The sequence below is a fragment of the Algibacter luteus genome, assembly GCF_900141715.1.
GTDB classification, from domain to species: Bacteria; Bacteroidota; Bacteroidia; order Flavobacteriales; family Flavobacteriaceae; genus Arenitalea; species Arenitalea lutea.
In genome coordinates, this window is record NZ_FQYK01000005.1 from 310,555 (window position 1) to 329,943 (window position 19,389).

16 protein-coding genes are annotated in these 19,389 nt (G+C 32.5%); 5 read left to right on the forward strand and 11 right to left on the reverse strand.

The window, feature by feature from the left end; genetic code table 11:
- Positions 1 to 66 precede the first annotated feature (66 nt).
- Both BUA46_RS11545 and BUA46_RS11550 read right to left on the reverse strand, forming a co-directional pair.
- A complete protein-coding gene (locus BUA46_RS11545) occupies positions 67 to 540 on the reverse strand; it encodes a DUF4890 domain-containing protein (protein WP_019388279.1) in 474 nt (157 codons plus the stop codon).
- Between the two features lie 224 nt (positions 541 to 764).
- Entirely contained in the window at positions 765 to 1,976 is a 1,212-nt protein-coding gene (locus BUA46_RS11550; RefSeq protein ID WP_143148124.1) for a hypothetical protein, read from the reverse strand.
- 121 nt (positions 1,977 to 2,097) lie between these two features.
- Between BUA46_RS11550 and BUA46_RS11555 the strand changes: the two genes are divergently transcribed.
- Both BUA46_RS11555 and BUA46_RS11560 read left to right on the forward strand, forming a co-directional pair.
- Positions 2,098 to 2,976, forward strand: a complete 879-nt coding sequence (locus BUA46_RS11555) for an alpha/beta hydrolase (protein WP_019388281.1) — start codon at positions 2,098 to 2,100, stop codon at positions 2,974 to 2,976.
- A gap of 34 nt (positions 2,977 to 3,010) precedes the next feature.
- Positions 3,011 to 3,760: an alpha/beta hydrolase gene (locus BUA46_RS11560; RefSeq protein WP_237714673.1), complete on the forward strand. Its 750-nt coding sequence runs from the start codon at positions 3,011 to 3,013 to the stop codon at positions 3,758 to 3,760.
- Between the two features lie 269 nt (positions 3,761 to 4,029).
- Here the strand turns inward: BUA46_RS11560 and lysS are convergent, their stop codons facing one another.
- Positions 4,030 to 5,724, reverse strand: a complete 1,695-nt coding sequence (lysS, locus tag BUA46_RS11565) for a lysine--tRNA ligase (protein ID WP_019388283.1) — start codon at positions 5,722 to 5,724, stop codon at positions 4,030 to 4,032.
- Positions 5,725 to 5,978: 254 nt separating this feature from the next.
- Here lysS and BUA46_RS11570 point away from each other — a divergent pair, with 254 nt between their 5' ends.
- Positions 5,979 to 6,137, forward strand: a complete 159-nt coding sequence (locus tag BUA46_RS11570; protein WP_019388284.1) for a YqaE/Pmp3 family membrane protein — start codon at positions 5,979 to 5,981, stop codon at positions 6,135 to 6,137.
- Between the two features lie 105 nt (positions 6,138 to 6,242).
- Entirely contained in the window at positions 6,243 to 6,950 is a 708-nt protein-coding gene (gene lipB, locus BUA46_RS11575; protein WP_019388285.1) for a lipoyl(octanoyl) transferase LipB, read from the forward strand.
- Positions 6,951 to 6,977: 27 nt separating this feature from the next.
- Here lipB and BUA46_RS11580 read toward each other — a convergent pair whose 3' ends face one another.
- The 8 genes from BUA46_RS11580 to rnhB all read right to left on the reverse strand — a co-directional run bounded on the left by BUA46_RS11580 (position 6,978) and on the right by rnhB (position 16,345).
- The gene (locus tag BUA46_RS11580) at positions 6,978 to 7,907 is read right to left on the reverse strand and encodes an alpha/beta hydrolase (RefSeq protein WP_019388286.1); all 930 of its coding nucleotides are present in this window, start codon (positions 7,905 to 7,907) and stop codon (positions 6,978 to 6,980) included.
- Positions 7,908 to 8,102: 195 nt separating this feature from the next.
- On the reverse strand, positions 8,103 to 8,798 hold the full coding sequence (locus tag BUA46_RS11585; protein ID WP_019388287.1) for a cyclase family protein: 696 nt from the start codon (positions 8,796 to 8,798) through the stop codon (positions 8,103 to 8,105).
- A gap of 76 nt (positions 8,799 to 8,874) precedes the next feature.
- Positions 8,875 to 9,654 carry a polyphosphate kinase 2 gene (gene ppk2, locus BUA46_RS11590; RefSeq protein WP_019388288.1) on the reverse strand — a complete coding sequence of 260 codons (780 nt, stop codon included), beginning with the start codon at positions 9,652 to 9,654 and terminating at the stop codon, positions 8,875 to 8,877.
- 101 nt (positions 9,655 to 9,755) lie between these two features.
- Positions 9,756 to 10,805, reverse strand: coding sequence for a nucleoid-associated protein (locus tag BUA46_RS11595; protein ID WP_019388289.1), 1,050 nt, complete (start codon positions 10,803 to 10,805; stop codon positions 9,756 to 9,758).
- Positions 10,806 to 10,927: 122 nt separating this feature from the next.
- Positions 10,928 to 11,605, reverse strand: a complete 678-nt coding sequence (locus BUA46_RS11600; protein WP_019388290.1) for a TapB family protein — start codon at positions 11,603 to 11,605, stop codon at positions 10,928 to 10,930.
- 6 nt (positions 11,606 to 11,611) lie between these two features.
- Positions 11,612 to 13,162 (reverse strand): OmpA family protein, encoded by a 1,551-nt coding sequence (locus BUA46_RS11605; protein ID WP_019388291.1) that lies wholly within the window; start codon positions 13,160 to 13,162, stop codon positions 11,612 to 11,614.
- A 119-nt stretch (positions 13,163 to 13,281) separates the two neighbouring features.
- Positions 13,282 to 15,714, reverse strand: coding sequence for a hypothetical protein (locus BUA46_RS11610; RefSeq protein WP_019388292.1), 2,433 nt, complete (start codon positions 15,712 to 15,714; stop codon positions 13,282 to 13,284).
- A 31-nt stretch (positions 15,715 to 15,745) separates the two neighbouring features.
- The gene (rnhB, locus tag BUA46_RS11615; RefSeq protein WP_019388293.1) at positions 15,746 to 16,345 is read right to left on the reverse strand and encodes a ribonuclease HII; all 600 of its coding nucleotides are present in this window, start codon (positions 16,343 to 16,345) and stop codon (positions 15,746 to 15,748) included.
- A gap of 353 nt (positions 16,346 to 16,698) precedes the next feature.
- On the opposite strand from rnhB, the gene BUA46_RS11620 reads away from it, so the two are divergent.
- The gene (locus BUA46_RS11620) at positions 16,699 to 18,690 is read left to right on the forward strand and encodes a putative porin (protein WP_026010109.1); all 1,992 of its coding nucleotides are present in this window, start codon (positions 16,699 to 16,701) and stop codon (positions 18,688 to 18,690) included.
- The last annotated feature ends 699 nt before the right edge of the window (positions 18,691 to 19,389 follow it).

Below are 19,389 nucleotides of genomic sequence, written 5' to 3' on the forward strand. Positions count from 1 at the left end.
GCATCCCGAAATTTCGGGATGCGTTTAACATCAACTAAACTATAATCAACTAACTAAACTAAATTTTTATTCGGTTTTAGAACGCATTTTTTCTTTCATGCTTTTCTTTTTGTCTTTTCCTTTTTTTGCTTGTCGCATTTGAGATTTCTCCCATTTAGCATATTGCTCGTCGTTTAAAATCTTTTTCATTTTAGCCTTCATAGCAATTTTATGATCTAATTTGGCATTAGCCATTTTGTAGCGCTCTTCATCCGTAGGTTTTTTAGCTTCTCCACTTTCTTTTTTAGCTTTACGTGCTGCCATCATTTCTTTTCTTTTGGTAGCATTATCTAAATTTATTTTCATAATCTCTTTTTGTTGAGATTCTGTTAAATCTAAATGTAAAGTCATTTTTTTAGTTTGAAGTGTCGCTATTTCTTCTGCAGAAAGATTCATCATTTTATTGGCTCTTTCACCTCTGTTTCCTCTTTCTTTATTCTGTTGTTGTGCTGTAACTTGTAATGCTAACAACGCTACTGCAATAATTAAGATTTTTTTCATTTTGTGTATTTTTATATGTCTTTGCTCTTTTGACTTTCACATTTTAAAAAGGTTTAATTGTCAATAGAAATTTAACGACACGTTAACAAAACTGTGCATTTGTTTTGGAAATGGATTTGCGTTAGGGATTGTAGTGAAATGCCCACAGTGAGGCACGAACGCGGACTTGCAGTGTAAAGTCCGACCCTTGTGGTAACCTGCCTGCCGGCAGGCACCCTAAACAATTATTTTGCGATTGGTATTTTTAAACTAATACCTGTTTGAAAGTCTGGCGCGTTGTTGACTTCTAAATCTTCCTTTACGAAAAGGGTGAGCAGGTATTTTGGTGTGCCGTAGGTGTATATGAAATTCCAGCTAGATAATGGTTGGTAAAGATTGTATACGCCGTTTTGCCAACCACCATTTATTTCACGCCATTTTCCTATAAGTTTGAAATAATCGTATTCTTCTTTTTTATTATAGCGCGTCTGGATATGATAATTAATACCAAAAGCATTGTAATTGCCTTTTAGCGTGTATTTGGTAATTTCTATTTCGGCTTCGAAAGTTCCTAAATAAGGATTATTACCCAAATCCATCACTTCTTTAAAATTGATTAAATTTTTACGTAACACGTTTAAGCCTGTGGCAATATTTAACTCGTAGTTATTTTTTAACGGCAGTTTTTTAATGGCATTTGCTGAAATTCCTACATCGATAGATGAATTAAACCTCGAAGTGTTTAAACCCACATGCGTACCAAAATTCAGGAAAATACGTCGCGACTTATTGATGTTGAGTTTTGGGTAGTAGTAATGACTTAACTCTATGCCTCCCAGAAAGAATGTGTTATTATTTAGCTCTAAGGTTTTACCGTTGCGATCTAAATATTTGAAATTGACTTGGTTTAAACCATAATAGCGCCTACCAAATGGATCTTCGCCACCAGCAACATGGCTATGAAACCATTCTATAGACTCATCGCTGGTAAAAAATGAAAACGGGTATTTACCTTTGGTAATAAGGTAGGATCTCAATGATATACCTATTTCGTGTTGTTGATTAATGGGAATGGTTGCCGTTGCTCTAAATTCTTTGATAACAGCGTCAATAACAATGTTTAAATAATCGGCAGGTGTGGTTTCTTGGTCTATAAAATGAAACGGACGTATATTCCATGCTACCTCACTTTGCTGTGCTCTAACGGTTGGATCTTTTGGGTAATAAGATTCTACATACGGGTGAAAATTATTTCCGCTAGTATAATTTATTGCCACCGTTGCTTTTAAAGGCGGCGCATATTTAAAATTGGTATTTAGTCTAGAACTAAAAATTCCAAAATGGTGGGTAGATAAAATACTAGGGTTTTCAATACCATTTTTAACTAATAGGCTATCTTTTTGTTGCGCTTGAGTGAGAGCGCAACATTGTAAAAAGATAATTAAAGCAAATGGCATGATTTTTTGCATCGAGCAAAAATAAGTAAAGTTTGTTTGATATTTAATTCTGCTTGAGTGAATTCTGAATATAGAGAAGAAACCAATTTATTGTATATTAGTATGCTAACATCTTTTATTAATGCCGTATTGGTTACATATTCTTATCATCATTTTAATTGCTTATGTGGTAATAAGTATTGCCTTGTATTATTTACAAGATTATATGCTATTTAAGCCCGAAAAACTTCCAAATGATTTTGAATTCTATTATGAAAATCAAGACACCAAAGAGTATAATTTAGAAACAAGAGATGGTGCTATAATTAATGGTTTACTTTTTAAGCCTAAGGGCGAATCAAAAGGCATTGTATTATATCTCAAAGGAAATTCTAAAAGCATAAAAGGTTGGGGTAAATTTGCTGTAGATTTTACCAGACATGGTTACAATGTGCTCATGGTAGATTATCGAGGTTTTGGAAAAAGTACGGGCAGACGCTCACAGAAAGCCATAAAGAGAGACTTACAAGAGGTTTATAATAAAATTAAGGAGCGTACTTCTGAAAATAGAATCATTTTATACGGAAGATCTTTAGGTTCTGGTTTTGCTGCAAAACTAGCTTCTATGAATCACCCCAAAATGCTTATTCTAGATGCACCTTATTATAGTCTAACAAAAGTTACCGCTCGATATGCGCCTTTTATGCCATTATCAGTTTTAATAAAATATCCGTTACCTACTTATAAATGGCTCAAGTATGTGCAGTGCCCTATACATATTATTCATGGTACGAATGATAAGTTAATACCATATAAAACGAGTGTAAAATTATCGAAGGTAAACCCTAAACTCACGAAACTGCATACAGTAATTGGTGGTGGACATAAAAATTTAAATAATTTTGAATCGTATCATAAAATGATTCATGATATATTGAATAGCACTCTTCAAGATATCGATTTATCAACTACAAGCATTCATGTTCAACACAGCTCAAAATCCAATAAAACGAATATTTAAAAACCTAGTTTTTATTTTACTCAGTTTATATTTTATGGTAACAGCCCTTTTATATTTTTTTCAAGAGAAAATGTTGTTTTTGCCAACGGTTTTAGAGCAAGATTATACCTATCATTTTTCATATCCTTTTGAAGAACTATTTTTTCAAACAGAAACCAATGCTGTAATAAATGCCATCCATTTTAAAATTGAACAACCTAAAGGTGTGGTGCTTTTTTTTCATGGTAATGCGGGCGATTTATCACGTTGGGGTGTTTTGGCAGAATATTTTGTTGAAAAACAGTATGATGTTTTAATCATGGACTACAGAACCTACGGAAAAAGTAAAGGCAAACTTAGTGAAGAGGCATTGTACCACGACGGACAGTGTTGCTACAATTATATAAAAGGTTTATATGATGAAGAAGATATCACTATTTACGGACGATCATTAGGAACAGGAATAGCCACTTATTTAGCTTCCAAAAACAAACCGAAACAACTCATTTTAGAAACCCCTTATTACAGTATTTTAGATGTTGCCGAATCTCGATTTTCCTTATTGCCAGTAAAAGCACTTTTAAAATACAAATTGTTGAGTTATCAGTTTATTCAAAAAACCGATTGCCCTATTTTAATGTTGCATGGCACCAGTGATGATGTTGTGCCTTATGCATCTGCCGAAAAACTATATGAAGCTTCTCCTAAGGATAGAACCACATTTGTAACTTTTCCAGAAGGAACGCATCATAACTTAAGTGCGTTTGATGCTTATCATAGTCATATGGAAATGGTACTTAAATAAACTTTATAGTTGGGTTACGGTGCTGAATAAAAGCAGTGGAAATAGCTTCTTTTTCTTAATATTTTAACATATCTAAGCATTAATTCTTAAATAAAAATTAAAATACAAAAAAGGAGTGTTAAACATTTCTAAATTACTTTTCTAAACGCTAAATATTCTGTCTATTTGTAGAGAAGTTTAGTTAATAAATTTAGTTAGTTTAGTTAGTTTTAAAAAAAGCCAGTAATTCATGAATTACTGGCTTTTTTAATTTTAGATATAAGTGTGCTTTAAACGAGATTAACAAACAATCCTTCATCAGTCTTTTCAACTTTAGCAAGATTGTTTTTAGTTAATTCTTTAATCGATTTATCCCATTTTTTGTTTGATAATCCAGATTTTCCTTTCAACGCAACTAGATCAATGGTTTCTGCTTTCTTCAAAATTTCTAGCACCGCTTTAGCATCATCGCTAATAGCAACGGCTTTTTTCTCTGGTCGCATTTGTGGGAAGAACAACACCTCTTGTATAGACTGGTTGTTAGTTAAAAACATAATTAAACGATCCATGCCAATACCCATGCCCGAAGTGGGAGGCATACCATATTCTAAAGCACGTAAAAAATCATAATCAATAAACTCGGTAGCTTCATCGTCGCCTTTCGCAGCCAACTTCAATTGGTGTTCAAAACGCTCACGTTGGTCAATAGGGTCATTAAGTTCAGAATACGCATTTGCAATTTCTTTACCACAAACCATCAACTCAAAACGTTCGGTTAATTCTGGGTTATCACGGTGTTCTTTACAAAGTGGGCTCATTTCTTTTGGGTAATCCGTAATGAATGTTGGTTGGATGTAATTACCCTCGCATTTTTCACCAAAAATCTCATCAATAAGCTTTCCTTTACCCATGGTATCATCAACTTCAATACCCATATCTTTGGCGGCTTGTTTTATCTCGTCTTCAGATTTTCCAGTAATGTCAAAACCAGTAAAATGCTTTATAGAATCGGCCATAGTTACTCTAGCATATGGCGCTTTAAAATCAATTTCGTTAGAACCAAAAGTAGCTTTCGTACTCCCATTTACAGTCATAGCACAATGCTCTAACAAACGCTCGCAGAAATCCATCATCCAGTTATAATCTTTATAAGCTACATAGATTTCCATCGCTGTAAACTCAGGGTTGTGGGTTCTGTCCATACCCTCGTTTCTAAAGTTTTTAGAAAACTCATAAACGCCATCAAAACCACCAACAATTAATCTTTTTAAATAAAGTTCGTTAGCGATTCTCATATACAACGGAATATCTAAAGCATTGTGGTGCGTTACAAACGGGCGTGCCGCAGCACCACCAGGAATAGGTTGTAAAACCGGCGTTTCAACTTCAAAATACCCAGCATCATTAAAAAACGAACGCATCGCATTAAATAATTTGGTACGCTTTACAAACACGTCTTTAACCTGTGGGTTTACTACCAAATCGGCATAGCGTTGTCTGTAACGTTGCTCTGGGTCGGTAAAAGCATCATGCACCTTACCTTCTGCATCCGTTCTAGGTAATGGTAGCGGTTTTAAGGCTTTACTAAGCAGCGTAAAATTTTTAACTTTCACAGTTTTTTCACCAACTTTGGTTAAAAACAATTCGCCTTCAACACCAATAAAATCGCCTATATCAAGTAGTTTTTTATAAACATCGTTGTACTTGCTTTTATCATTACCAGTACAAATTTCATCTCTGTTAAAATACACTTGTATGCGTCCGTCGGCATCTTGTAATTCAGCAAAACTCGCGTTTCCTTGAATACGTCTAGACATCAAACGACCTGCAATATTCACCTGTTTTCCTTCCTCAAAATTGGCTTTTATAGATTTCGATGTGTTTTTCACAGGATATAAATCGGCAGGATAGGGGTTAATACCCAATTCGCGTAATTTGGCTAATTTTTCTCTTCTTACAAGTTCTTGTTCTGATAGTTGCGACATAGTCTAATGGCTGTGTAAAAATTTTTAAGGCACAAAGATAATCAATTGATTTACGATTTACGATTATTGAATTACGATTTTTTTTTTAGGCGCCTGCCTGCCGGTAGGCAGGTTACCACAAGGGTCGGGCTTTCCATTACAATCTTTTTGCTCGTGCCTCACAAAAAGGATTTTCATTGCAATCCCTAACGCAAATTGTAACAAAAAATATACTTTTACGTCATATAATTAAATCATCAATTAAAAAATAAATCATGAGTTTCTGGAGAGTTTTACTGTCTATTATTTGTCCACCTTTAGCCGTTATCGATAAAGGTTGCGGTTCTATTATTATTGTGTTCTTGTTATGGCTTTGTGGCTGGGTGCCAGGAGTTATAGCAGCATTGGTAATACTTAATAATCCTAAAAATTAGTTTGTAGAAGGTGCTTTTCAGTAACAGGTAGTCGATTAATTGGCTGCTATCATCTATCTACCTTCTTCATTCAAAATCATATAAAATATTGTAATTTTGCGGTTCATGAATAAGAACATCGAACTTCAAGACTTAGGCTTTAAAGATTATAAGCAAACTTGGGATTACCAAGAAAACTTGTTTAAAGCCATTGTAGATACTAAAATTAAAAACAGACGCGAAAACGCCGCTTTAGAAACCAAAAACTATTTTTTGTTTGTAGAGCATCCGCATGTTTATACCCTTGGTAAAAGTGGCGATATGTCCAACTTATTGGTTGACGAAGCACAATTAAAAGCAAAAAACGCAAGTTTCTATAAAGTAAATCGCGGCGGCGATATTACCTATCATGGCCCTGGGCAAATTGTTGGATATCCTATTTTAGATTTAGATAATTTTTTTACCGATATTCATAAATACCTACGTTTTCTTGAAGAAATGATCATTTTAACCCTTGCTGAATACGGTTTAAAAGCCGAACGAAGCCCTGGCGAAACAGGTGTTTGGCTAGATGTAGGCACGCCATTTGCACGAAAAATTTGTGCTATGGGTGTACGGGCAAGCCGCTGGGTTACCATGCACGGATTTGCTCTAAATGTAAATGCCGATTTAGGGTATTTCGATTTAATGATTCCTTGCGGTATTCGTGGAAAAGCGGTCACTTCGCTTAACGTAGAACTCGGACTTGAAAAAGTAGATGAATCTGAAGTTAAAGCAAAACTTTTGAAGCATTTTAAATCGCTTTTTGAGGCAGAGTTTTATCAGGGGAGCTAACGGTTTTGTAAACAAGGTTATCAGTCCTTATTTTTTAAATAAAAATATTAAAGGGATATTGAGCCTTTTACTCCAGGCATTTTCACTATGATTTTCTCCTGGGAAAAATTTAGTTAGCCAATTGTTTTCATTGTATCCTTTTTTTACCATCAACTGGTCGACTTCTTTTTGGATTTCCGGATACAACTTATCTAATGTTTCATCTCCACAATCAAAGTAAATTTTATGATTTTTGGGATTTGGAAGGTTTTTATTCAAGTACTCAATAAATGCATCAGGCATAGGGTTGTTGTCAAGTGTAAAAGTGCCTGTCCAATGCGTTGATAAACAGGCTGCACCTCCAAATATTTTTGGGTATTCACAAATAGCATACATAGAAATTAAACCTCCCATGCTGCTACCCATCACGAATGTGTTTTCTTTGTTGGAATAAACCGAATAGGTTTTATCGATATATGGTTTTAGCTCTTCAACAACAAACTTAAGGTAATTGTTGGATTGAGGATTAAATGTTTTTTTTATTGGAACGTGCGAGCGTTTAAGTTGAGCATTGATTGTGTCTTTTTGACTAGTTGATAAATATTTAAATGGTTCTTGCGGAAAATAATCAGAGTGCCTTGTTTCGCCTCCATTCCAAATACCAACTACAATAAATTCTTTAAGCTTATTTGATTGAAATAATTTAGAAGCCGCATCATCTACATTCCAAGCTTGTTTATTCCATGAACTTTCAGGGTCAAATAACATTTGTCCATCATGCATGTATAATACCGCATATTTTTTCGATTTAGAATAGCCTTCTGGCATCCATATATCAACATGTCTTGAGGTTATATATTTGGACTCAAAATTCTCAATACGTTTTATCTTACCATGAACAACTTTTGGAAGCGTAATTTGAGCTTTTACAGAAAGAATAAAAGATAAGATTATGGCGGTACTTATTAATTTTTTCATCTGTTATGTGTGTTAAAAACTTTTCTGTTTTTTTTCTTTAATATCTGCTAACTTAAATGATATGAAGTCGTTTTACTGATTGATATCAGTTGTTAGCAAATTTAGAGGATAAATTTTACGAATTCAAGTTTCTATAGTGGTTCTATGGTTAAATCGTTTCCTGTTAGATTGTCAGTAATTGAGTGCTATCAAAAATTATTTTTCAAATATGGCAACTGCTCTTACTGGAGAACCTGTTCCTCCTCTAATTTTTAATGGAAATCCAATAAATCGGAAACGTCCTCTACCAATTAATAAATTAAGATTTACCATATTTTCATAATGTGTAAAGCCTAATTCTCCGCAAATTTGATGTACTTCTTTATTAGATATTTTTGGAACACCAGGAGACATGGTTTCAACTCCAAAAGCAGAGATTTTTTGTTCTCCTAACCAACGCGCAGCTTCTCCAGAAATACCGGGTCCGTTTCCCCAATCATTGCCGTTAAAATGTTTTCGGTAATGGTCTGTATAAATTAAAATGGTGTCTCCTTTTCTGATTTCTAAATTCGCTTTTTTACAAGCATTTTCAATTTCAAAAGGCTCAATTAATTCTTTAAGTTTTTTGTGAGAGAAATCTATGCAAATGCTTTCTGTATAAATCATAGATAAAGGCATCGTATCTATTGATTGTCCTTCATATTGTTTTGCCATATGATTTATGGCGTCAACATGTGTTCCAGTGTGTTCTCCAAGTTCTAATTTATGTACAGCAGGGGTTCTTTTTTTTGGGTTCTTAAATCCATCCCATTCTTCGTGAGAATTGTGAATTTCCATTTTTACTTGAGGCAGATCTTTAAAAACAGGCATGCCTTCATAAATTTCTTGACTTAAATCAATAATTTCAATCATGTGGTTTCGTTTTTAAAATGTATTTCAATGAAATGTTGTTAGTGAAGTAAATAGGAAAAGTTACAAAACGAGTATTCTAATACTTCTCAGGCACAAACGTTTGGTAATTCATTGGTGGTCTTACATAGGCTTTATAGTCTGGTAACTCCGGAAGTTCAATAGGCTTAATATCCATTTTTTGGTATGGAATCTGACTTAAAACATGGCTAATACAATTTAAACGCGCTTTTTTCTTGTTGTCTGAGTTTACTACATACCAAGGCACTTGTTTAGTATCTGTATGTGCAAACATGTTGTCTTTAGCTTTAGAATATTCCAACCATCGAGAGCGAGATTCTAAATCCATCGGACTAAATTTCCAACGCTTTAAAGGATTGCTTATTCGATTTTTAAAACGTCGTTCTTGTTCTTCGTCGCTTACAGAAAACCAATACTTTAAAACTATAATTCCCGATCGAACTAACATACGTTCAAACTCTGGACATGAACGCAAAAACTCATCGTATTCGTCATTGGTGCAAAATCCCATTACTTTTTCTACTCCGGCTCGGTTATACCAACTTCTATCAAAAAGTACAATTTCGCCAGCAGCAGGTAAATGGTAAACATATCTTTGAAAATACCATTGTGTTTTTTCTTTTTCGGTAGGAACGCCTAATGCAACTACTTTGCAAACTCTGGGGTTTAAAGGTTCTGTAAATCGTTTTATAGTTCCACCTTTACCAGAAGCATCTCTGCCTTCAAAAACAATAACCACTTTTAAACCTTGTTTTTTAACCCATTCTTGTAGATGAACTAACTCGGTATGTAGTTTTGCTAATTCAGCTTCGTAATTGAATTTTTTGTCTTTTGCCATATTAAAACTTTTACGAAACACAAGTTACAGAAAAACATAAAAATGAAGCGATTTAAGCACGCTTTATTGCTTAAAATAAAGGTAATTTATAAAGGTTCTTATTAATTTTCGGCATTAAAAAATACTTTGTAATAATGCATTTTCTTTTCCTCGTCATAACCGCGTTCCAAATATTCCGAAGAAGCATCAGGAGCATCAATATCTAACTTTATTTGTATGTGTGTATCTAACTTAATATCGGTTTTTATTTTTCGTTTTTCTTTTGTTACAACCGCTTCGGAAACATCAAACTGATTTCTAATCACGAGATTCTGTTCACCTTCAAATTCTTTTTTATAGTTTTCAAATTCGCGAATATGCTTTTCGTTTTCAAAAAGTTCTTCTTTAAATCGCTCAACATTGACTACTTCATTTTCTTTAAAAAAATCGATGGTTTTAGCTAAAAACATATTTTGCTCTTGTGCGCCATAACTGGTTTTTATAATTTCAGTTGAAAAATCTTTGCACAACTCAATATACTGTTGAGTATGATTATTAGCGTCATCGGCGTACTTAATATTTAAAAAATGATTGAGCCAATATTGGGCATCGTAACTATTATTGTCTACGCTTAAAATAATGTTGCCTTCAGTATCGCTTTGGTTTAAAATTAAACAGCCTTTATCAACTTTTTTACTGCTAATACCTTTTTGTACTAAAACATCGTAACTGTTGTTTTCTAAATACGTTTGAAAAAAATTAACCTTATTTTCAATTTTAAAAATACCTAAGGCGTTGGTTGTCATGTCCCGAAACTCGATACCTTCAAACATAACAACCAATACATCGCCAGTTTTTATTTGCGCTGAACTCGATTGCTCGTATAAATGTGTGACAATGTGTTTTGAAATGTCTACAAAACTATCTTCATCATTAAACAATTGCGTGCAATAGCTGTTAATTTCATTTAAAGCAATATTAGCGTGATGATTAAAACGGTAACTCTGTACCACACTGCCAAATGGCCTTAACAAAAAGGGTAACATTAAATCGTAGCTCGCTTCGTCAAAATCTACTAGTTTTTCTGAAAATGCATTTTTAGTGTCGTTGAATTTATTACCAACTTTATGGATGATGAATTTTGAAATTGAGGCGTTTTTTCTTGAAATCATGTATCGTGTATTATTAATGCAATACTATAAAATTAAGCTGAATTTGGTTTAAAAAAAGAGCGCCAAAACATAATATTTTGACGCTCGAGATTCGAGGACTTGCTTTTGGTTGTTAAAAATCGTTATTTGCTAAAACTTGTAAGTTCTGAGTAACCCATAAGTTTATCATTTTTATTATATGTTTCATTTCTAATCATACCAACACCTTCTGCTATCCATTCTTTAATTTTAAACTTCATTTTCATACCCATTTTCATTTCGTTGTCGTAGCTAATAGCAAAACAATCAAAAGTGCCTGCAGGTGTGGTGATAGATTCTTTTTTGTCTACGGTTCGGTTTAACATATTAACGCTCATGTTCATAGTGATGCCTCCCATATTTAAAGCCATATTCATGTTAGCATTGTTTAAGTTTTGGCCCACTTGTAAATCATTTGGAAGCTCAATATTAGTACCAGTAAATTCCATTTCCATGTCTTTATATTGATTTAACATGTCTGGATTCATTAACGACTTAAAGTCAATAGAAATTTTATTACCATCGCACATTACATTATAGCTCATGGTGGTAACTTCTTTGTCTTTCGCGTCAAAAATTACAGCTTCAATAGTTGCCACATTATTTTCAATATTTGATACATGATATTTAACGACGCCTTCTTTCTTGCCTTTTTTGTCGTAATTGGTAATTTCAAATTTGGTGCCTTCTTCAAAAGGGTAGTAGGCTTTGCAATTACTTTGGCTATAAGACGAAAAACTTATAAATAAAAGACCTATGAGTATGATGATTTTTGTTTTCATATTATTTTAAATTTTTACAAATTCTACACGACGGTTTTGTGCTTTTCCATCACTAGTTCCATTGTCTTTTAGAGGTTCGCTTTCACCTTTACCATCTGTTTGCAACCTATTTTCAGAAATTTTATAAATTTCAATTAATGCATTTTTTACAGCTTCAGCCCGTGTTTTGGAGAGTTGTAAATTGGATGCATCGGTACCATCAGCATCCGTGTGTCCAATAATTTTTAAATTAATATTTTCATCTTGCATTAAAACCTGAGAAATTTGGCGAATAATACCATAGCTCTGTGGTTTTATATTTGCAGAACCTGTATCGAATAAAATGCCGTTTGTAGAAATTTTGCCATCGGCAAGTAATTTTCTTCTTAAATCTACACCGCCTTCTGAGACTTTCAAATTTGAAATATAAAGATGCTCTTCACCATCTTTAAAATTATTGATGTGAAATTTTAAAAACTTGAGTACGTTTAATTCCTCAATAAATCGTGGAATATCGACGTATTTTGTTTCGTTAATCCAAAGTCTAAATCGTTTTTTGGTCACGGAAATCGCAATATGTGGTTGATTAAGAACCGCTTTTCTAACGTCTGCTTTAATATCTGTATTAATGGCGCCACCCCCTCTATTAAAGTAGTTTTTGGCTCGTAATGAAAAAGCACCATATTGACCTACTGGAATAGAAACAAAGGCGTAATGATTGCTGCCCTCTTTAATTTTATCATCATCGCTTAAAATAACATGAATCCTCGCTGTTGAAGAGGTGTTTCGTCCCACTCCTTGAGTTAACATATCGAATTCAATGGTATAATCTTCTGGTAGGTTTTTCACATCTGGAATGAAATAGACCCCGTAACCAGATTTTAATTCGAACCAGTTGCCTTTATCACCAATTTTCACCACCTCGCCTGAAGCATTTGTATTCCATTTACTAGGAAAATCGCCGATAAAATCTTGTGAGAAATCATCAAAAAATAAGAGCTTATCTCCAGGAACAAAATCAAATTTGCTATAAATCTCTAAGTTGTCAGATATATTGGTGTCATCGTTGTCTTCAATATCATTGTTGGTTGAAGTAGAATTGGTTTTCGGATTATCATTGGTTGAAGTGTCATTAGATTCTTCTTCAGATTCTTCTTCAGTGTCATGTTCCCGCTGTCCTAACAATAATTCTTTCGCAGTTTTTATGCTATAATTAAGGGCTTTTTTAGCTTTATTAATTTGCAAAGTAGCTTTAGCTTGTTTTAAGACGCTGGTGCCATCAACATCACTCAGAATATCGGGTGCGCTATCACTTAAACCTTCTAAATCGTCAAGAGCATCCTCGAGAACATCAATATCTTCATCATCTAAGGGTGTTCCAGCTTCGGCATACCCATCGTATTTGTAAACTTTATCATAAATATCAAACGACTCAGACACAAATTTATCAACGCTATAAATGCCAACTTTACTTCCTGGGCGTTTTAATTTCTTGGTTTGTGCATCAATGTTAGGGAAAGTAAATACAAAAGCAATCCAAAAAAGTAGAATGCTGTAAGCACTTTTGGGAATTTTCATTTGTAATTAATTGATTAATAGCTGCCTTAAAGATAGAAATTAGTTTTTTACAAACAAAAATGTAGTGTTAAAATTCATGATAATTTCATACAACTTAATGTATTTAAATGATCATAAATTTAATTAATTTGATATAGAATAATAGCATTGCTTTCTCCTATGGTAACAAATTCTAAATTTTTATCCTTATCTATATTGTTTAACTCTATGGTCGAATTGCCATAAACCGGAAAATTGGGAAGTAATTTTGAGGCACTATCAAACAAATAGATTTTATGAGATTGCAAATCTGTTGTCGAAACATAAATTTTATCATTGATGTAAAATATCTTTGGATTTACGTAATTGCCAAAATCAAGCTCAGTAGTTTTATTTTTTATAAATAGCTTGTTTTCACTTTGTGTTACCAGCGTTTTACTTGTTGTTTCTATAAAATGATTATTAGAAAGGTTTAACTTTCTTAATGAAACGTTTCCCAATGGATTAACAGAAACTAAATCTCCAGACTCGCTTGTAGTTGTGAAAGTATTATTATATAGAAAAACAGGTTGATTGGTGTATGAAAAAGACTGTTTTGGTTTAACTCTTATTTTACCGAGTCTATCTAAAACATAAAGGTTTTTGTTTGTTTTAATAATAATATAATCTTTACTACCAATTCTAAAGTGTTCGGGTTTACATACAACAGCATTTTTTGCCGATTTAAATTTAAAGCCAGATACTATTTTTCCTTTAACATTATACATTAATACGTTTTTACCTTGGGTAACTAAAAGTCGATAATCTTTTCTTTTATCGTAATCAAAAATAGCAAGCGGTTGTGTAATTTTGTCTTTAAAATTCAACGAAAACGGTTTAACTTCTCTCCCTTTTCTGTCTAAAACATAGACTTTTTTTGGTGTTGCAAAAGCCAGTTGTAAACGACCGTTTTTGTAAATATCAATTTGTTCAATTCTGCCTAAAACAGGTCCTTGTAATCGTTTTTTCCATAGAATTTTTCCTTTATTAGAAATAAGATAAAGGTTGTTGTTTACATCTTGCACAACAATTTCTTTATGCTTGGTAATATGATTTGTAACAAATTGAGGCGTGTTTAAGATATCATTATCTAACTTAATATTTAATTCTTCCGAAACAGAATTTATAGACCCTCGAGTTTTGTTTTTATTTACAACGCCATTAACATGAGCAAAATTATTATCGTAGATAAATTGGATGGCCGATTGGTTATATTCTACAATTTTAAATTTTTCATCGGAGCCTAAATTTTTATCAAAAATGTTTTTTAATGCTGAAGCATTATTTATCTGTAAAATTGAAGATGCATCACTAAGTTTCTCCTTGGTGTCTTCAAAAATTAAAGAGTTCGAAAAAGTGGTTTTGTTTTGATAACTAGCAATTATATTTTGCAACATGTCCATTTGGCTTGAAAACACAAAAAAATTATCTAAAATACAATACAAATTGGCATGAGTATCGCTTATTAAAGGTGAAAATGTTTCAACGAATAACTTAGGTTGACTAAAATTATAAATTTCAATTTCTCTATAAGTATCTGCAACGGATTGTTCTGCTATTAAAGCATCTTTAGTAGCTATAACATCTACAGAGTTAAGTACAATAGCACGGTTTTTATCTTCATAAATCACACCAACTTCTACAACATCATTTAAAAGAATAGCGTTACTCATTAAAGAATCTTTCTGCTGATATTTCAATAAATTTGATTCTAAAATCTTAAAATCATTAAAGGTAAAACTCATAAAACCGTCGCTGTTTGAAGGCGTTATATACTGAGTTTGATTAACCTGAGGATAGGTGTTTTTAAAAATATTAATTAATTTTTTTGAAGAAGCTAAAGCTTTAGTGATACCATTAAAATAAATACTGTTCTGGTTCATTTCAACGTCAAGAGCAAGATATTCGGTAAAATTATTAAGAGTTAAAAAATCTTCAATAAAAAATGTTGAAATAAATTCTGAATTGGGTTTTATAATAATAGAGCAGGATTTGTCGTTGCTAGTAGTGCGATAGGCTTTTTTAAATTCATCATCATCGTTAAAACTACTAAAAGTATTTTCTACTATGGATTTTGATGATGAAACTACTAGCACACTATCAATACTTGCAGTGTAAAAAGAATTATCATTTAGTGTCGATTTTATTATTGTTTTGTTTTTATAGGTTAACGTTTCTTCAGTGTAATTTGGAAGTGAATCTGTTTCGAATATATTCGAATTTAGTTTGGTAATCACGGTGAAATCCAGATTGTCATTAACGCCTTCAGATAAACATAAAACAACTTCGTTTAATGGCTTGAGTAAAGCCAAAGGCTTTAGCTTTTCTTGTAAACGATTGTAAGCAGTTGTTTTGGAAAACCGTTCAATAAAATCGTTGTTTTTTAAACTACTATTTAAACTTTCTAGGTTATTGGTTTTAATAATTAAACTAGCATTGTCAGGAATAAATTCTATAAGATTGTTGTGTTTTTTGCCTGTGTTTGAGCAACCAAAAAATAAAAAAAGTAGGAGGGAACAGCAAAATAATCTCATGGACTTCATTAATTTCAGCAAATATAAAAACTTAAAAATCTAACTTTAATTGTTCTGGCAATAATCTAAAAGATTTTCTGTGATATTTGGTTATGCCGTACTTTTTTATGGCAGCCCTATGTTCTTTGGTTGGGTAACCTTTATTTTGTTTCCAATTGTACATCGGAAATTCTTCATGAATTTTATCCATGTATTTATCACGGTAAGTTTTTGCTAGTATAGAAGCGGCTGCAATGCTTAAATACTTACCATCTCCTTTTATTATGGTTTCATAAGGAATGTTTTTAAAGGGCTTGAATTTATTACCATCAACAATTATAAATTCTGGTATTGTATTTAAGTTTTCTATAGCCTGATGCATAGCTAAAATAGAAGCGTTTAAAATATTAATAGTATCTATTTCTTCTTGAAAAACATGAGAAACTCCAAAACAAATAGACTCTTCTTCAATAACCGGTTTTAAAAGCGTTCTTTTTTTTTCGCTTAATTGTTTGGAATCGTTTAATATTAAATTCTTAAAATCTTTAGGTAAAATCACTGCTGCAGCGGTTACAGGACCAGCCAAACAACCTCGTCCTGCTTCGTCAGTTCCGCATTCTAAATTGTATTCAGAGTGGTTTAGTAATAGCATATTTAAAATAAAAACAAATATAAAATTAACTTGCTAGGTATCATTCATATAAACTAGAGATGTGTATGTTTTTCGTAAAAGTAGTTGTTTTTTAAATTTATTATTTAGATGTTTGCTATCGACTAACTCAAATATAATTTTAAATCTCATCTATGTAATTAGATGTTATAATTAAAAAGAAAGCCAGCTAAATAACGCTGGCTTTCTTTATTTAAAATATTTTTCAACACTTTACGTTCAAATAATTACTTTTGCCAAAGAATATCTAGAAACAACTAAATTTTCTTCAGTTCACCCTTAATCTTAATATGGTAGTAACCCTAAAAATTAAAAATAGAAATATATCTAATCAGATGCTTAAAGTCTTTTTAACTTGTTTCGGGTTGCTTATGTTTAATTTTACTGTGGCTCAAATACAACCAATTCAAAAGGGTACTAGTATAGACGATAAATCTTTTGGTGTACAAGATTCAATAACCAGAAAGTCAACAGGGTCAACTAAAAAAGGTCCAAAAACTAAAATAGAAGATTATCTTATTATTTCACATCATAGAGACACTACCTTTGTAGATACCACATTAACAATCAAAAAAGAATTTAAATTCAATTACTTGCGAAAAGATAATTTTGGTTTAATTCCTTTTTCGAATGTTGGGCAATCTTATAATAGCCTAACTTATAATTTTCAAAATACCGGCGCCATGCCAAAATTTGGCGCAACAGCAAGACACTTTAATTATATGGAAATCGATGATATATTTTATTATCGAATGCCAACCCCGTTTACCGAGTTGTTTTATCGTACCGTGTTTGAACAAGGGCAGACTGCCGATTCTTTTTTTAGTGTTAACGTTTCACCACAATTAAACTTCTCCATCGCTTATAAAGGTATGCGCTCCATTGGTTTTTACCAGCACGCCATTACAAGTACAGGTAATTTTAGGTTTACATCAAACTATACTTCTAAAAATAAGAAGTATCAGGCCAGAGGCCATATAGTAACACAAGATTTGTATAATGAAGAAAATGGCGGACTAATTGACGAAAGTGTAGAAAATTTTGAAGCAGGCATAGAAGAATTTCTTGAACGCTCCATCCTCGATGTTAATTATGAAAATGCCGAAAATATTTTAATTGGTAAACGCATTTATCTCGATCAAAACTACGACATCTATAAAAAAGTAATTGAGAAGTATCTTCCAAACACCTTAAACGATTCTACTTCAAAAAGCAGACTTAGTGTAAGACACATCATGACTTTTGAAGATAAATACTATCAATATAAACAAACAATAGCGAATATGACTATTTTTGGTGATGCTTTCAAATCAAGAAGTTTGTCAGATAAAGCAACACTAGAAAATTTCTATAACGAGCTGCAACTAGATTACTATAATAACGTATTAGGTAACGTTCAAATAAATGTAAACAATACAAACTATAACTACGGTTATAATAAGTTAGTAGTTTTAAACGGTAATACCATTGTAAATCGCTTAAAAGGAAATGTGTTTGGTGTAGGCGGTAAATATAGTAAACGCTATAAAGGCTTTCGATTAAACGGAGAGTTGGGAGTAAATGTCACTGGAGATTTTGAAGGCAATTACCTCAAAGCAGATGCAACCTTTAAATTAAACGACGATATTTCGGCATCGGCATCCTTAAATCACAGTTCAAAAGTGCCAAACTTTAATACATTATTATACCAAAGTGATTATTTAAATTACAACTGGCAAAATAATTTCAATAATATCGAAACCCAGCAAATAGGGTTCAAACTAAAATATAAGGAACTCGCAAACATTACAGCAGATTTCTCAACAATAAATGATTACGTATACTTTAAAAAAGACCAAACCACAGCGCAAGTCAATCCATTTCAAAACAATAAATCCATATCCTACTTTAGGGTTAAGTTAGAAAACGAAATAAAATTCGGAAAATTCGCCTTAAACAATACTATAATGTATCAAAGCGTAAAAGACGATAATCAGGTATTAAACGTTCCCGAAATAAACACCCGAAACACATTCTATTTCTCAAGTCACCTATTCAAAAAAGCCATGTATCTGCAAACCGGAGTAACATTAAATTACTTCTCAAAGTATTATATGGATGCTTACAGTCCGTTACTATCAGAATTTTATGTGCAAAACGAAACCCAATATGGCGATTTTCCAAGGTTAGATTTTTTCTTAAACGCAAAAATCCGTCAAACCCGTATCTATTTCAAGCTCGAACATTTCAATTCCTCATTAACAGGCTATAACTTTTATTCAGCACCAACGTATCCATACCGCGATTTCGCAATACGTTTCGGCTTAGTATGGAATTTCTTCCTATAAAATTTTTTCATTAGTACGTTCCTCAAAGGGGTCGGGCTGAATTTTATCCTGAGCGGAGTCTAAGGGTTTCAAGTGCTCGCGTCGTACCTCCGCTGTGGGCTATCCACTACAATCCCTAACGCGGGCATAACGAGATAATGATTAGATACGATAACAATACTATTCACATAATAAAAGTACAATTCAAGCCTACAAGATTCACAGGTCAAAATAACTAATCAATTAACAGTATATAATCCGTACCTAGATACTTTTAGTCATAAGATTAAAAAAAATCAAATAAAATTAAGGGTTATAAATAACAGAAAACAAGGCAGTTAAAAGTGATATAAAAAAAAGGCAAAAAAAAGTTTAAAAAAGCCATTGCGTAATTAAAAATAGGTAGTATGTTTGCACCCGCTAAAAACAGCAGTAGAGTTGATTAGCGAAGTTCATAAAATGTTACTTATTTAGTTGGGAAAGAAAAAGGTTCATATTTTTTTCAAAAAAGATTAAAAAAGTATTGTGGAGTTAAAAAAAGGGTTTTATATTTGCACCCGCTTAAGGAGGAAAGACTTTAAGAAAAGATAAAAAAAGTTCATAAACATATTGAATTGACAGCGTAAGAAAGTTATTGGAAACGATAATTTTCAACAAAGAGAATAGACCATTTTGAGTACTAGAGATTCTGATTAGTTGTTAAAAGTTGTTGCATTGTAT

Coding starts and splice junctions, on each gene's coding strand:
- BUA46_RS11595 (WP_019388289.1), bottom strand. CDS start 10,805: ATGATTTCAAGAAAAAACGCCTCAATTTCAAAATTCATCATCCATAAA.
- BUA46_RS11600 (WP_019388290.1), bottom strand. CDS start 11,605: ATGAAAACAAAAATCATCATACTCATAGGTCTTTTATTTATAAGTTTT.
- ppk2 (WP_019388288.1), bottom strand. CDS start 9,654: ATGGCAAAAGACAAAAAATTCAATTACGAAGCTGAATTAGCAAAACTA.
- BUA46_RS11550 (WP_143148124.1), bottom strand. CDS start 1,976: ATGCCATTTGCTTTAATTATCTTTTTACAATGTTGCGCTCTCACTCAA.
- BUA46_RS11545 (WP_019388279.1), bottom strand. CDS start 540: ATGAAAAAAATCTTAATTATTGCAGTAGCGTTGTTAGCATTACAAGTT.
- BUA46_RS11620 (WP_026010109.1), top strand. CDS start 16,699: ATGCTTAAAGTCTTTTTAACTTGTTTCGGGTTGCTTATGTTTAATTTT.
- BUA46_RS11570 (WP_019388284.1), top strand. CDS start 5,979: ATGAGTTTCTGGAGAGTTTTACTGTCTATTATTTGTCCACCTTTAGCC.
- BUA46_RS11555 (WP_019388281.1), top strand. CDS start 2,098: ATGCCGTATTGGTTACATATTCTTATCATCATTTTAATTGCTTATGTG.
- BUA46_RS11560 (WP_237714673.1), top strand. CDS start 3,011: ATGGTAACAGCCCTTTTATATTTTTTTCAAGAGAAAATGTTGTTTTTG.
- rnhB (WP_019388293.1), bottom strand. CDS start 16,345: ATGCTATTACTAAACCACTCTGAATACAATTTAGAATGCGGAACTGAC.
- BUA46_RS11580 (WP_019388286.1), bottom strand. CDS start 7,907: ATGAAAAAATTAATAAGTACCGCCATAATCTTATCTTTTATTCTTTCT.
- lysS (WP_019388283.1), bottom strand. CDS start 5,724: ATGTCGCAACTATCAGAACAAGAACTTGTAAGAAGAGAAAAATTAGCC.
- BUA46_RS11610 (WP_019388292.1), bottom strand. CDS start 15,714: ATGAGATTATTTTGCTGTTCCCTCCTACTTTTTTTATTTTTTGGTTGC.
- BUA46_RS11585 (WP_019388287.1), bottom strand. CDS start 8,798: ATGATTGAAATTATTGATTTAAGTCAAGAAATTTATGAAGGCATGCCT.
- BUA46_RS11605 (WP_019388291.1), bottom strand. CDS start 13,162: ATGAAAATTCCCAAAAGTGCTTACAGCATTCTACTTTTTTGGATTGCT.
- lipB (WP_019388285.1), top strand. CDS start 6,243: ATGAATAAGAACATCGAACTTCAAGACTTAGGCTTTAAAGATTATAAG.